Genomic DNA, 13,190 nt, shown 5'->3' with positions numbered 1-13,190 from the left:
TAATAACTCAGTCGCAAATTGTCCTAACGCTTACGGCCAAATTTACGCTGTTTCTTATTGCTGATCTCGGTGATGGCATGGGCGATTTCGGCATCTTCAAGACTCGCCACTTGCTGCAAAATTTGCATCATATCGGGGTTGAGCACGTATTTGGCATGATGGGCGATGTCGTTGATGCGCTGATCGAAAGTGAGCACGCCAGTATCCTCCTCTTTTTGTAAATAATCGAGGCGAATCAGCGCATTCACAAAGCTGATAAACAAGGCGCGATCAAAGAAGTCGGGAATGTCATCAGCATACAGCACCGACAAGCGCTGCCCGAGCAGATGACACAGATCGACCACTTCTTCGGCAGTGAGGTTGCCTGAGCCTTGCTGCGCGAGTAGCGCCAAGGTCATAAAGTAGCGCTCTAGGCTTTGTTCCACAGGCGCGGCCAGCACTTCTAATTGTTGATAGTTACTGCTATTGGCCTCAGGTGCGCCGAGCATGCCATTACCCAAATCAACGATCAACCCGTGTGTGATGAGGTTGTCAATTTTTTGATTGAGCGTCTCAATCAAGCCATGCGCGGGATAATGTAAAAACAGCTCACTTTGTAAAAACGGGTACAGCTGGGCGACGATGTCATCTAGGCGGTCACGCTGTATGCGACCATTGCGCGCCACGAGTGCCGCAAGGAACGACAGTAAAATAAACACGTGCAAAATGTTGTTACGGAAATAGCTGAGCAGCGGCGCTTGTTTGCCGACCACCTGAATGATGTCACCCAAAATATGCGGTGTGCGCTCAATCAATTTGAGCTTGATACCATAATCAATGATTTGTTGCGGGCTCATATCGGTAACGATGGTGTCATCAGCATAAGGAATCTGGCGCGCAATACCTTGATATAGGGCGATTTGTTCACGGCAAATCTCTTCATCAAGCGCCGCTTTTGGTGAAGACAATAGCACCAAGGACAGTAAGGAGACAGGGTTGACCACCGCTGCCTTATTGATGTTTTGCATGATTTTGACACCGATGTTGTCAACCATGGCGCTGGCATTGTCATCAAACGGCGTGTCGGTACGATCGTGCGGCAAGCTGTCGGCGCTGACATCAAACTTGTCCATAAAATCGCTTAAATGTAGCGGCGTGCCAAAGCTTAAATGCACATGGCCAAAGATACGCTCGATTTTGCGGCTGACTTTGAGCAGACCGACCAATGATTCGGACTCTTTTGGTTTGCCTTTTAGCTCGCCAACATAGGTGCCGCCTTCCATAATGCGCTCATAGCCAATATAGGTGGGGATAAACACCACAGGCTTGTTCATCTGGCGCAGCTGGCTGTGTACGGTCATGGCCAGCATACCCATCTTCGGCGGCAATAGACGGCCTGAACGTGAGCGCCCACCTTCGATAAAGTATTCAATCGGCGTGTGGCGGGTAATAAGGGTGTGCATATACTCGCGCAATACGGCGGTATAGAGGTGGTTGCCACGGAAGCTGCGGCGAATAAAAAACGCCACCGCGCCGCGCAGTAAGGGGCCTAAGACAGGCACGTCTAGGTTGTCGCCTGCAGCCACATAAGGAATGCTAAGGCCACGTTTATAAATCACGTAAGACAGCAGCAAATAGTCAACATGACTGCGATGACACGGCACATAGATGATTTCGTGATCGGTTGCCAGCTCACGCACACGCTCAAAATGATGCACATCCACGCCGTCATACAGCTGCGTCCACAGCCACGTCAAAAAGCGCTCAAACACGCGAATGATGGGGTAGGAGTAGTCATTGACCATCTCATTGGCATAGCGCTTGGCAAGGGCTCGTGCCTCGCGAACCGTGACGCCCGTCTCGTCAGCTTCTTTTTGCGCCGCATGTTGAATGGCTGGGGAGTAGACCAGCTTATCGACCAAGTTGCGGCGGTCAGATAAGTCAGGCCCCAGCATACTGGCGCGCTGCTTATCCAGATAGACATTCAGCTGTAGCTGCAAGGTGTGTACCAGCTGACGGTTGGCGTCCACGCTGGGCACCAAAGTACCCGCAGATAGGCGACTTGGTTCGGCATTGGCGTCAGCGTCAGGCGTCGCAGCAGGAACAGGGGCATCATCAACATCGACTTCTAGCGTCTCATGAATCAAGTGGCGCAGGTTTTGCGGGGCATGGAACTGGACGAACGTGTCTCGTCCCATTACCCCGATATTAAACAACTGCTTGGCGATGCTGGGATCTTGCCAGTTGTCGGTCATTAGCAGCTTAAACAGCGAGTCTTCTTTTTCGGGAGCGCGTCCCCACAAGATGGATACGGGCACCAGCTGTATCTGTAGCTCAGGATGCTGCAGCGTGGCGTTCACCAGTCGTGACAGGCGCGGGGATACGGCGCTGTCTTTGCCTTTGGGGTGATGCAAAAAGATAATCGCCGCATTTTCATTGAGTTGATAAACCGTGTCCTTTACTCCGACCAAAGCGGGCGGCAATTTGTGCTCTTTGGTCTGCAAGTCAATCAAGATACTGTTGGAGCGTGAATACTCTTGCAGTACATAAAAGGTGAGGGTTTGATCGTCATTATCAAACGTTGGTAGCTCGCCCAAATGCTTGGCCTTTACCGCCACATCAAGCGCCTGCCCAGACAGCTTGCGATACAGCTGATTGATGGGCGGGTTTGAGTACGGCTTGATGGCTGCTGAGCCAGTCTTCTTGTCCGCAGAGGGTTTAGCAAGGCGTTTTTTGAGAAACTTCGGTATCATAATCAAGCGTCAAACTTTATAAAATATAATGCGGTTATGATGCCATAAAAGCGAGAAAAGCGATATATGCACTGTTTATCTGTCTTAAATATTTGCTAATAGATGTTTGCAGTTTTATGAGGGGTATTCATAGACAGTCAGACAACGACACACAGCGGACAACGAACAGATCGTCAGGCGGATCGGTATTTTTGCTAAAAAAGCATTTCGCTGCCTGTGATTGTTCGGTAAGATGAAAGAGAAGCTGATAATGCTTGTTTGATCTTTTTATTCGATAACTTTGTGTGTGCAGCCATGACCCCAGCCATTTTACTTGCCAAAAAACGCGGCCTTGATTACCAAATTTGTGAATACACCCACGACCCAAAAGCGCCTTCATATGGGTTAGAAGCGGCTGAAAAACTGGGCGTGGCGGCGAATCTGGTGTTTAAGACGTTGGTCGTCGCAACCGATCAACATCAGTTGGCTGTGGCGGTTTTGCCTGTAGAAAACACGCTTAATTTTAAAAAAATAGCCAAAGCGCTCGGCTGCAAAAAGGCGCAGATGGCTGACCCCAAACAAGTCGAGCGCAGCACAGGCTATGTGCTCGGCGGCGTCAGCCCACTGGGACAAAAAAAGCGTTTGCCGACTGTTATTGACGACAGTGCGCAGGCGCTTGAAACCATCTATGTCAGTGCTGGCAAGCGCGGCCTTGAGATTGCGCTGGCACCCAACGACTTGGCGCGTACCCTCAAAGCATCCTTTGCTGACATTACTGATATGGCCTAAATGATAGGGTTATTTCTTTATAAAAACAGTAACGCCAAATTGAACGTTATTTTTTAATATCGGCAGAAGCACCTAGCGTGAGCACAGTACCGCATCACCAACTTTATGCGCGCCTTGCCATTTTGTTCTATTCTTTTTGTTTTGTATCGACTATAACCATGTATACACCACCTCCTAAAAGGAAAATCCATGCCACATTTAATTGTGCAAGCCACGCCCAACGTACATATTTCTCATGAAGAATCACTGTTAAAAGACCTCTGCCAAACCCTGTGGGACAGTGGTGAAGTCAAAAATAAAAGTGATATCAAAGCACGCATTCTACCTATTGATACCTTTTTGGTCGGCACAGATGATGACGAGCAGCGCTTTGGCTATGTTTATATCGAGATAAAGATCATGGTCGGACGCAGTGAGGAGGCCAAAAACGCCATTGCTGCTCAGCTGCTCGCTAAGTTAGAAGACTTATTGACACCGGAACAGTCAGGACGCGTACAGATACAACTGTGTGTCGAGGTGAGCGAAATCAGCCCAACCTATCACAAAAAAGTCATGGGCACGCCATAGATAAACAACCATCAAAAACATAAGACACGTTGCAGGTTAGGTATCGCACAACGCTTTGCTGTCGTATTTGGGCAAGATAACCACTTCGGCATCATAGCCTGCGGTTTTGCCATTAGTTGCCATCAGGTTGCGGGCGATACGCAGTTGGTATGTGCCCGTGCTGGGCAGACAGCCTTGATAGATGATGCCGCCTTTGTTGCCGTCATAGCTGCCATCAGGCATATGGAGCACGCCAACATTGGCGGTATCGACGGTGCCTGCTAAGGGCGCGAGGTTAATCACCACGTATTGGTTGGCGCTGGCATTAAATTGATACCAGTTGTCGTTTTCTTTGGGCGACAGTGTGCCTGTCACATGCTGGCTGATATGCCCTTTATCAAAATGAATGGTGTCAGCGGCTTGAGCGTTGGTTGTGACCAAGCCCATGGTCAACAGTAGCGCGCTACTGACGCCTGCTATTGATCGTATATGAGATAATGGAGATGACATAAACGGCGCCTGCCTGTTAGTTGCTTTATTTACTATAGTGTAGGCTGCTATTCTGTTACTGTCAGTACGGTAATAATGGCGCTTTGTACCCAAGCGATGGGTTTTGGTGAATGCAGCCTGCTGCTTACTCACACCTTGCTTATTTACGGTGAGTGGTATCATTTTTGGCACAAAAAAAGCGCTCAATCAATGAGCGCTTTTTGTGATCACAATCCAGTGGTTTTTGGCACTTTAGTCTTTAGTCTAAAAAGGCAAAGTGGTCGATTTCCATCGATGTCATGCTCTCGCTTGGCGCGACCATGCCTTCAGCGTGGCCTGAGGTGCGTGGCAAGATTTTGTCAAAGTAAAACTCAGCGGTTTGCACTTTGGCAGTGTAGAATTCGGGCGCTTCTGTGCCGCCGTTTTCAAGTTTTTCATAGGCGACAGCGGCCATGCGCGCCCAGTGATAGCCCATCATCACGTAGCCTGAATACATTAGGAAGTCATCAGAGGCCGCCGAGATGATTTCACGGTCTTTACGAGCCATGAGCATGAGGCGCACGGTGAGGGTGTTCCACTCGGCGCACAGCTTGGTCAGTGCCCAAACAAACTTGCGCATGTCCTTATCAAGGGCATACTCGCCGCACCATTTCATGATGCTTGAGGTATAATCACGGATGATTTTACCTTTTGATTGCAAGATGACTTTACGTCCGAGTAGATCCAGCGCTTGGACGCCAGTGGTGCCTTCGTACATGGTCGCGATACGTGCATCACGGGCGATCAGCTCCATGCCCCACTCTTTGATATAGCCGTGACCGCCATAGATTTGCTGGCCGTGCTTGGCCGCTTCGATACCAAGTTCGGTTAAGAAGCCTTTGAGAATTGGGGTATAAAAGCCCAATTTGTCATCCCATTTTTCAAATTCATCATCGTCGCCATTGGCCACGCCTTGCGCCATCTTATCCGCGTAGCGTGCGGCATGATAAATCATGGAACGGCCGCCTTCGGCAAAGGATTTTTGGATGAGCAGCATACGGCGCACATCGGCATGATGAATGATGGCATCGGCAGCTTTATCAGGGTCTTTGGTACCTGATAGGGCCCGCATAGAGCGGCGCTCTTTGGCATAAGGCAAAGCGTTTTGGAACGACAGTTCAGTATGGGCTAGGCCTTCAATACCTGTGCCAATACGGGCGGTGTTCATAAAGGTAAACATGGCTTTTAGGCCTTTGTTCGGTTCACCGATCAAGTAACCCTTGGCCGCATCAAAGTTTAAGACACAAGTGGCTGATGAGCTGATACCCATTTTGTGCTCAATTGAGCCGCAGGTCACGCCGTTACGTTCACCCAGTTCACCTTCAGCCGTTGGTAGGAATTTGGGTACGATAAATAGTGAGATCCCGCGTGTGCCGCTTGGGGCATCGGGCAGTCGAGCAAGCACGATATGAATGATGTTTTCAGTCATGTCATGCTCGCCACTTGAGATGAAGATTTTGGTACCGCTCAGCGCATAGCTGCCGTCTTCTTGTGGGATGGCTTTGGATTTGACCTGACCTAAGTCTGTACCACATTGTGGCTCAGTCAAACACATGGTACCTGACCATGAGCCTTCGACCAGTTTGTGCAAGTAGGTTTCTTTTTGTTCTTCGCTGCCGTATTGCATCAAGGTATTGATACAACCTGTAGACAGGCCTGGATACATGGACCACGGCCAGTTGGCGGTACCGATCATTTCGGCTTTGATAAGGTTTAAGGACATGGGCAGGTTCATGCCGCCGTACTGCTCAGGGTATGAAATCCCTTGCCAGCCGCCTTCGACAAATTGCTCATAGGCTTCTTTAAAACCTTTGGGAGTGGTCACCTCGCCGTTTTCAAAATGACAGCCTTCAGCATCGGCATCTTGATAGATGGGCGCAAGGACGTTTTCGGCAAAATCTGCCATGCTTTGCAAAATCATGTCGACGGTTTCAGGATCGGCGTTTTCACCGTTATCCAAATCTTTGTAGTGGGTTTGAAAGTCAAACACATCATTGATGAGGAACTTCATATCACGTAGCGGAGCTTTGTAAGTTAGCATAGTCAGTCTCTTTTATGTGGTTGTTATTGTTGATAGATGGCAGCGCTGGCGGTAATGATACAAACGGCAATTCTAAAGCAGCGCATAATAATGGTTGATTGTTGTTTGGTTAGACGCCTACTCCATAGGGTAACGTAGCCAAATGTTGATTTCAGTATAGATATTATAATCTGACAAATATACTAGGTATTACTAATATTCATGTATTAAATATTAAGCTATTACTATAAGTTTTATTATTGCTTTCATTTAAAACAAAGTGAGTCAAGGTTAAGCGTGATTATTCAGTGCATTTCATGGTGACTGTGTGCCACACCGTACACAAGCGTCATATCAGCCTGTTACTTTTTAGCATGTTACTTTGCGCCTCGCGCCTCACCTGCACTAATGGGATGACCACTCGCCACGCTGACCTTATATCGAACCTATTGGACTATTGGAATTTGTTATGACAAGCCCGCAGGACAAATCGTCGCACCAGCATGAACGCTGGTCGCTAATGACCATGCTCAAGCATTTTTTTCGCGGTGAGGCCGCCCATCTGCTGACGGTCAATAAAAGCCGCCGGCCATGGCACATGCCGCTGATTACGGCCATTACCATCAGTTTTCCCGTATTTGTGGGGGTGTATTTTGGGGCGTTAGCGGCAGGGATTAAGGCCACGCTGGGTGCGATGATTATTCTCAATCTCCCTTTGGTGGGAAATTTAGGGCATCGCTTGGTCACGGTCATGGCATGGGGCTTTGGCATGGTGCTGTGCTTTGCGCTGGGTCTTATCGCCCAGCAGCTGCCGATATTGCGCCTGCCGTTGGTGATTGTGCTGACCTTTGGGCTATGTATGTTCGGGCGCTATTACCGTCAGCCGCCGCCTGCTGGACTGTTTGTGCTGATGGCAGGCACGATTGCGCTGTTTATTCCCATGCCTTTGACACAGGTGATGCCAGCCGTGGGGCTCATGATGCTCGGTAGCGGTTTTGCACTATTGATGGCGCTTTTATATTCGGTATTTTTGTTGCTCAGACAGCCGAGCGCGCCTGCGCCAGAGTGCCGCTATGAGCCTGAGACGATTATTGAAAGTTTGATGATTACCTTTTTTGTTAGTGTGGCCATGGCGATCGCTTTAGTACTGGAGATGCCCAATCCTTATTGGGTGATGGTCAGCTGCTTTATTATCATCCAAGGTATTCATCTGCGGACGATTTGGATCAAGCAGTTACACCGTATGCTGGGTACGCTGGCGGGTACTTTTCTGGCGGCACAGCTGTTGTCGTGGCAGTTGTCCCCGTGGAGTGTGGCGCTGCTCATTTTGCTGATGATGGTGTTTATTGAGTCGTGGATAGATCGACATTATGGTTTGGCAGTGGTGATGATTACCCCGTTGACCATCTTTATTGTGGAATATGGTATCGGGGCATCATTTGGCGCGGCGGACAGCCATAAGGTCATACATCTGCGCTTGGTCGATACGGCGCTTGGCTGCTTGATTGGCTTGGGCGGCGGTATGGTGATGCATACTTTGGCCATTCGCCCACCGCTACGCCGTATTGAAAATTGGCTGCTCGCTAAGTTTCGACCTTTATCGTAATGGCAGCTGGCTGAGTGTAACGGAATTAGCCCTGTGCGCTCAGTGTGGCGCGCGCCGCAGTCACATCAACCGTCTGTCCTGTCCAGCGCTCAAAGCTGAGCGCCGCTTGGCCGATCAGCATGCCGTAGCCTTCGGAGGTCTGCGCGCCTTGGTCAGAAAAATGCTTCAAAAAAGGCAGCTCGCGACCATACATCATGTCATACGCATGATCACCGTGCAGGTCATCCGCCAGCGGCAAGCGCTCACCTGAAAGCCCAATTGAGGTGGCATTGATGATGATATCAAAGCGGCCGCGTAGCTCGCCCGTGGCGCAAGTGGTAATGTGCTGCTTAGCAATGACGGGACTGGCAGCGCTTAATGCATCCACCAGTGCTACTGCTTTACTGGGTGTGCGGTTGGCAATGGTCAGCTCAGAGACGCCTGCCTGTAGTAGCGGCAATACCACCCCACGCGCCGCGCCACCTGCGCCAATCAGAGCCACTCGCGTGCCATCAAGCGTCCAGCCAAGACGGCGAATATGATTGACCAATCCTTGACCATCGGTGTTGTCGCCATAGAGTTTGCCATCTTGCTGTAGCAGGGTATTGACTGCGCCTGCAACCTTGGCATGTTCAGACAATTGACCATTGGCACGGCACTGCTCATAAGCGACTTGCTTAAAAGGCACCGTCACGTTAGCGCCCACGCCGCCGCCATGAAAAAAAGCCGCCACCACGGCACAAAAACTCTCTGCATTATCGGGGCAGTACTGGCGTTGATAGCGCACATCGATACCTGCTTGTCTGCCAAACACATGATGAATCTCAGGAGATTTGCTGTGGGCAATGGGGTTGCCAATAACGATAAAATGCTGAGGCATACGCAAGATAACCTGTATCAAAAATAGTGATAGACGCGAGCAACGCTGCGCCAAAGAGTCCACTTATCTTAAGGCATAATCAAGTCTTTAACAAATTTGTAGCTACCGCGAGCGTTACTGGTAACGTAAAGGGTGGTCAACCGCTGGGCAGTTGGGTACACTGTAGGGACTGACCAATAGCGGCAACTACTGAGCGGTAGTGGCTCGCAGGTCAGCCACCAAACCGCCACTTGCTTTAGCGTCCGCGCCGCTATACCCGCCCGCTGATGATAGTTTAAGATCACCCCAAAGTGTGAGTAAATGACCCATGCCGAACACCCCTTTAAAGACCCTATTGCTTGGTTTAACAATAGCGGTGGGTGCGTCACTGAGTGCCTGTGAAGCACCCATGCAAGATACAACTGACGACACCAATACGCAGACGAAGGACGACGCTGAACAAGCGCCTGATACCAAGATAGAAACCACACCCAGTACCAATCCAGACAGTGAACAACAAGGCGATATGGATGGAGCCACTGCCGCAGGACAAGGCAGCACCGTGCGTTATGACGTGGCAGCATGGAGTAAAGAGAGTGTAGAACCGCTCGCGCTTGATGATTTGGAAAGCATCAAAGCGACTTTTGGCAAGGTTGAGAGCACCGATGAAAACAGCTTAGACTATGCCAGTAATCCTGCGACCAAATTTCGCTTTATGGCCACTGATGCCCCTTATTTGGATGTCATTGACTCAGAGCGCTATTTAGAGATTGGCTGGTACTATGCCAACCCTACCGATTCGGACGCAGAAAAAGCCCTAAGCCAAGACCATGCCAAAAAAGCCTATAAACTGGCGCGCCAGCTGATGGGAAATGAAGGGGAGCAGCTGTTCGTGGATATGCTCAACGGACAAATCACCAAAAATAAAGCCGTGGGTGGACAACAGGTTGAACTGGCAAAATGCGAGTTTTATAGCTGTATGCTGATCCTTAACAAATCAGGTGTCTAAGCGCGCAACCGATGACTACTACTGCCTTAGACTGGGTATGTCTGCTGCCCAATAACTCAGCTGTCACTGAACTGACCTTCGACCTTGACAATAGAGGGCTGGCCTATGGTGACGGTTTTTTTACCACCATGTCGGTCACCGATGGCTGCATTGACTGGGCCGCGTATCATGTCAAGCGCATCACCACCCATGCTGCCGCCTTGCAGCTGGATGTGGCTATAGATGACTTGTGGGCAGAGGTGCAGCAGATCGCGCAGCGCTTCGACTATGGTGTGTTTAAGCTGATCATCACGCGCGCGCCGCAGCCCATACGTGGTTACGGCTTTGCCCCAGCAGTCAGTGGTAGTGCAGTCATGGCATGGCTCAAAACAACGGTCACCACCCCGCCTGATACCACGTTTATTAACCTGCCAAATACAGGTCGCGTACGCGTGCAGCCAGTCGCTCAAGCGGTATGTTTGCGCGCGCAGCTGGCTTGTGTGCCGCCGCCACTTGTTGGCCTAAAAAGCCTCAATTGCCTTGATAATGTCTTAGCCAGTGCTGAACTGCAATCCTTAAAAGCGGCTGATCCTGAGATTGCGGAAGGGTTGGTACGTGATATGACGGGGCAGTGGGTCGAAGGTACGATGAGTAACGTCTTTTATCAACTGCGAGACCATACAGCGCAAGATCAAATCGATGGCTCAAAAAGTAGCACGGATAGGCTACTGCATGGTCAGTGGTACACACCGCCATTGACCCAATCGGGCGTGGCAGGAGTGCAGCGGCAAGTGCTTATCGACGGCTTGGCGGATACGGGCTACCCTGTTATTAAGCGTGCGCTTGATGATGCAGATTTGCCCAGACTGCAGGCGCTGTTTTTTTGCAATGCGGCACGCGGCATTATTCCTATTCATACGCTGCAATTGGCGACAGGCACGGTGAGATTTTAAGTCAGTACGCCAAAAATAGAGCGTCAAATAATGGATGAAAATGAACAAGATAAAGCAAATCTCATTGAAAATCGCACCGTTCAATGCTAAATTCTAGCAAACCTTTGCCCCGCGAGTTGCCATGAGCAAACCGACTTCTGATAATTCTTCTGATCGTCCCAATCACCAGCCGTCAAGCCAAGACCGTACTACGCCGCAGCGTGCGGATAGTGAGCATGCCTCAGAACCAATAACAGCAAGCCATGAAGGGGGTAATGATGACAAAGCACCTGCTACGGACATCTCGTTGATTAGTGCTAAGGGCAAACCGCGCCGCTACAAAAAGGACAACCCGTCTTTTTTTATGCAGCGTGGGTATCAAATATTGTTGGTACTAGGGCTTATTGCCGTATTTTTATTGGTGATGGTTTATCAGACTTTGTTTGGACGCCTCACTCAGCCGCAGCAGATGGTGACCATTGAACAAGGCGATACTTATTATGGTTTGTTGCCAGAGTGGCAGCAGCAGATCACCTTGTTTTCGACTGGCATTGCCAAGCTCTATATCAAGTCGCAGGTCAATGCGCCGCTACATGCTGGTATTTATCAGCTGCCTGAAAACCCTACCATTGCCGAAACACTACAAGTGCTTCAGCAAGGTGCCAAAGTGGCGATGGTGAAAGTACAAATCATCGAAGGCAAAACCTCAAAAGATCTGTATCAAACCTTGCGAGACACCAAGGACATTGAAAAAACAGTACTGAGCGGCGAAGATACTGACAATGCCAGCATTGCCCAGCAATTGGACTTGGCAGGCGTGTTGCCTGAGGCGGTCGTAAACAGTAGCGATCCTATTGTCAATCACAACCTTGAAGGCTGGTTTACTCCTGATACCTATTATTACGGCGAAGGTGCTACTGACAAGCAGATATTGACCGATCTATACAAACGCCAACAAGATGCGCTAACCAAAGCATGGGAAAATCGCGCCCCCGACTTGCCTTATAACAGCCCTTATGAAGCATTGATTATGGCTTCGATCATCGAAAAAGAAACCAGCGTTCCTGATGAGCGTCCGTTAGTATCGGCGGTGTTTAATAACCGCTTGAAAAAAGGCATGCGCCTGCAAACGGACCCAACCATTATTTATGGTATGGGTAGCCGATATGATGGTAATATTCGCCGCCGTGATATTGATGAAAAAACCGCTTATAATACGTATCAAATCGATGGCCTACCGCCAACGCCAATCTCCTTACCTTCGGCCGCTTCGATTGAAGCCACGCTGCATCCTGCCGATAGTGACGCGCTGTATTTCGTGGCCACAGGCAATGGCGGTCACAAATTTACCAACAGCTTGGCGGCGCACAACAGCGCGGTTAGAGACTATCTAAAAGTGATGCGTGAGAAAAAGAACCAAGCAGCGCCATAAACGCGCATCTATTTTTGTACCGGTTATATAAGGTTTTACTATGTCAGCCCCACTGAGCAACACGCCAAGCCAACATTTGATAACTGGCGCGGCTGACAGTGCCCCCCGTTTTATCAGCTTTGAGGGGACTGAGGGCGTGGGTAAAACCACGGCTATTAATGCCTTATGCGCGCGCTTGCAGGCGGTAGGTATCGACTATGTGCGCACGCGTGAGCCGGGTGGTAGCCCATTTGCAGAAAACTTGCGCGCCATGCTGCTTGATCCAAGCACAGACATTGATGATGACACGGAGCTGCTGCTGCTGTTTGCGGCGCGCTGTGACCATGTCAAGCAGGTCATCATGCCTGCACTCAAACGCGGCGCATGGGTCGTGTGCGATCGCTTCATTGATTCGACCATCGCCTATCAAGGCTATGGCCGCACCGATGCAGACCCTACCGTACTGGCGAAGATTGATAGCTTGATGGCGCAGTTTGTGCCCTGTCAGCCAGATCTGACCCTGTGGTTAGATTTGCCTGTGCAAGAGGGCATGGTACGTGCCGGCAAGCGCGGCGTGGCCGATCGCTTTGAACAAGAAGCACTGAGTTTTTTTAACCGTGTGCGCGCAGGTTTTGCCGCGCAGGCTGAGCAGTACCCCGAGCGCATTGCGCACATTGATGCTTCTGGTGATAGTGAGGTGGTCGGTGCGCGCGTGTGGCAAGCTGTACAGGCGCAGCTCCTCGCAGACTAACGGCAGGTACTTAACGCCTTGTGATACAAAACAGGTCATGCAATATAAAAAGCCCCAACGATCAGGCATC

General features: G+C 50.1%; 11 protein-coding genes. 7 read left to right on the top strand and 4 right to left on the bottom strand.

What is annotated here, in order from left to right; genetic code table 11:
* Nucleotides 1-23 precede the first annotated feature (23 nt).
* On the bottom strand, nt 24-2,732 hold the full coding sequence (plsB, locus tag ACFI32_RS01710; protein ID WP_462624757.1) for a glycerol-3-phosphate 1-O-acyltransferase PlsB: 2,709 nt from the start codon (nt 2,730-2,732) through the stop codon (nt 24-26).
* A gap of 294 nt (nt 2,733-3,026) precedes the next feature.
* Between plsB and ybaK the strand changes: the two genes are divergently transcribed.
* Both ybaK and ACFI32_RS01700 read left to right on the top strand, forming a co-directional pair.
* The gene (gene ybaK, locus ACFI32_RS01705) at nt 3,027-3,500 is read left to right on the top strand and encodes a Cys-tRNA(Pro) deacylase (protein WP_462624756.1); all 474 of its coding nucleotides are present in this window, start codon (nt 3,027-3,029) and stop codon (nt 3,498-3,500) included.
* A gap of 189 nt (nt 3,501-3,689) precedes the next feature.
* Nucleotides 3,690-4,067, top strand: coding sequence for a 5-carboxymethyl-2-hydroxymuconate Delta-isomerase (locus tag ACFI32_RS01700; protein ID WP_462624755.1), 378 nt, complete (start codon nt 3,690-3,692; stop codon nt 4,065-4,067).
* A gap of 36 nt (nt 4,068-4,103) precedes the next feature.
* Here ACFI32_RS01700 and ACFI32_RS01695 read toward each other — a convergent pair whose 3' ends face one another.
* Nucleotides 4,104-4,556 carry a hypothetical protein gene (locus tag ACFI32_RS01695; protein ID WP_462624754.1) on the bottom strand — a complete coding sequence of 151 codons (453 nt, stop codon included), beginning with the start codon at nt 4,554-4,556 and terminating at the stop codon, nt 4,104-4,106.
* A gap of 238 nt (nt 4,557-4,794) precedes the next feature.
* Nucleotides 4,795-6,615: an acyl-CoA dehydrogenase C-terminal domain-containing protein gene (locus ACFI32_RS01690; protein WP_462624753.1), complete on the bottom strand. Its 1,821-nt coding sequence runs from the start codon at nt 6,613-6,615 to the stop codon at nt 4,795-4,797.
* Between the two features lie 448 nt (nt 6,616-7,063).
* Here ACFI32_RS01690 and ACFI32_RS01685 point away from each other — a divergent pair, with 448 nt between their 5' ends.
* A complete protein-coding gene (locus ACFI32_RS01685) occupies nt 7,064-8,200 on the top strand; it encodes an FUSC family protein (RefSeq protein WP_462624752.1) in 1,137 nt (378 codons plus the stop codon).
* A gap of 25 nt (nt 8,201-8,225) precedes the next feature.
* On the opposite strand, the gene aroE is transcribed toward ACFI32_RS01685, so the two are convergent.
* A complete protein-coding gene (aroE, locus tag ACFI32_RS01680; RefSeq protein WP_462624751.1) occupies nt 8,226-9,059 on the bottom strand; it encodes a shikimate dehydrogenase in 834 nt (277 codons plus the stop codon).
* Between the two features lie 307 nt (nt 9,060-9,366).
* On the opposite strand from aroE, the gene ACFI32_RS01675 reads away from it, so the two are divergent.
* The 4 genes from ACFI32_RS01675 to tmk all read left to right on the top strand — a co-directional run bounded on the left by ACFI32_RS01675 (nt 9,367) and on the right by tmk (nt 13,120).
* On the top strand, nt 9,367-10,047 hold the full coding sequence (locus ACFI32_RS01675) for a hypothetical protein (protein ID WP_462624750.1): 681 nt from the start codon (nt 9,367-9,369) through the stop codon (nt 10,045-10,047).
* 11 nt (nt 10,048-10,058) lie between these two features.
* On the top strand, nt 10,059-10,979 hold the full coding sequence (locus ACFI32_RS01670) for an aminotransferase class IV (RefSeq protein ID WP_462624749.1): 921 nt from the start codon (nt 10,059-10,061) through the stop codon (nt 10,977-10,979).
* A gap of 121 nt (nt 10,980-11,100) precedes the next feature.
* Entirely contained in the window at nt 11,101-12,390 is a 1,290-nt protein-coding gene (mltG, locus tag ACFI32_RS01665; RefSeq protein ID WP_462624748.1) for an endolytic transglycosylase MltG, read from the top strand.
* 40 nt (nt 12,391-12,430) lie between these two features.
* Nucleotides 12,431-13,120 carry a dTMP kinase gene (tmk, locus tag ACFI32_RS01660; protein ID WP_462624747.1) on the top strand — a complete coding sequence of 230 codons (690 nt, stop codon included), beginning with the start codon at nt 12,431-12,433 and terminating at the stop codon, nt 13,118-13,120.
* The last annotated feature ends 70 nt before the right edge of the window (nt 13,121-13,190 follow it).

This window comes from Psychrobacter sp. PSi21, from assembly GCF_054960615.1.
This window is presented reverse-complemented; position numbering and strand designations above follow the sequence as displayed.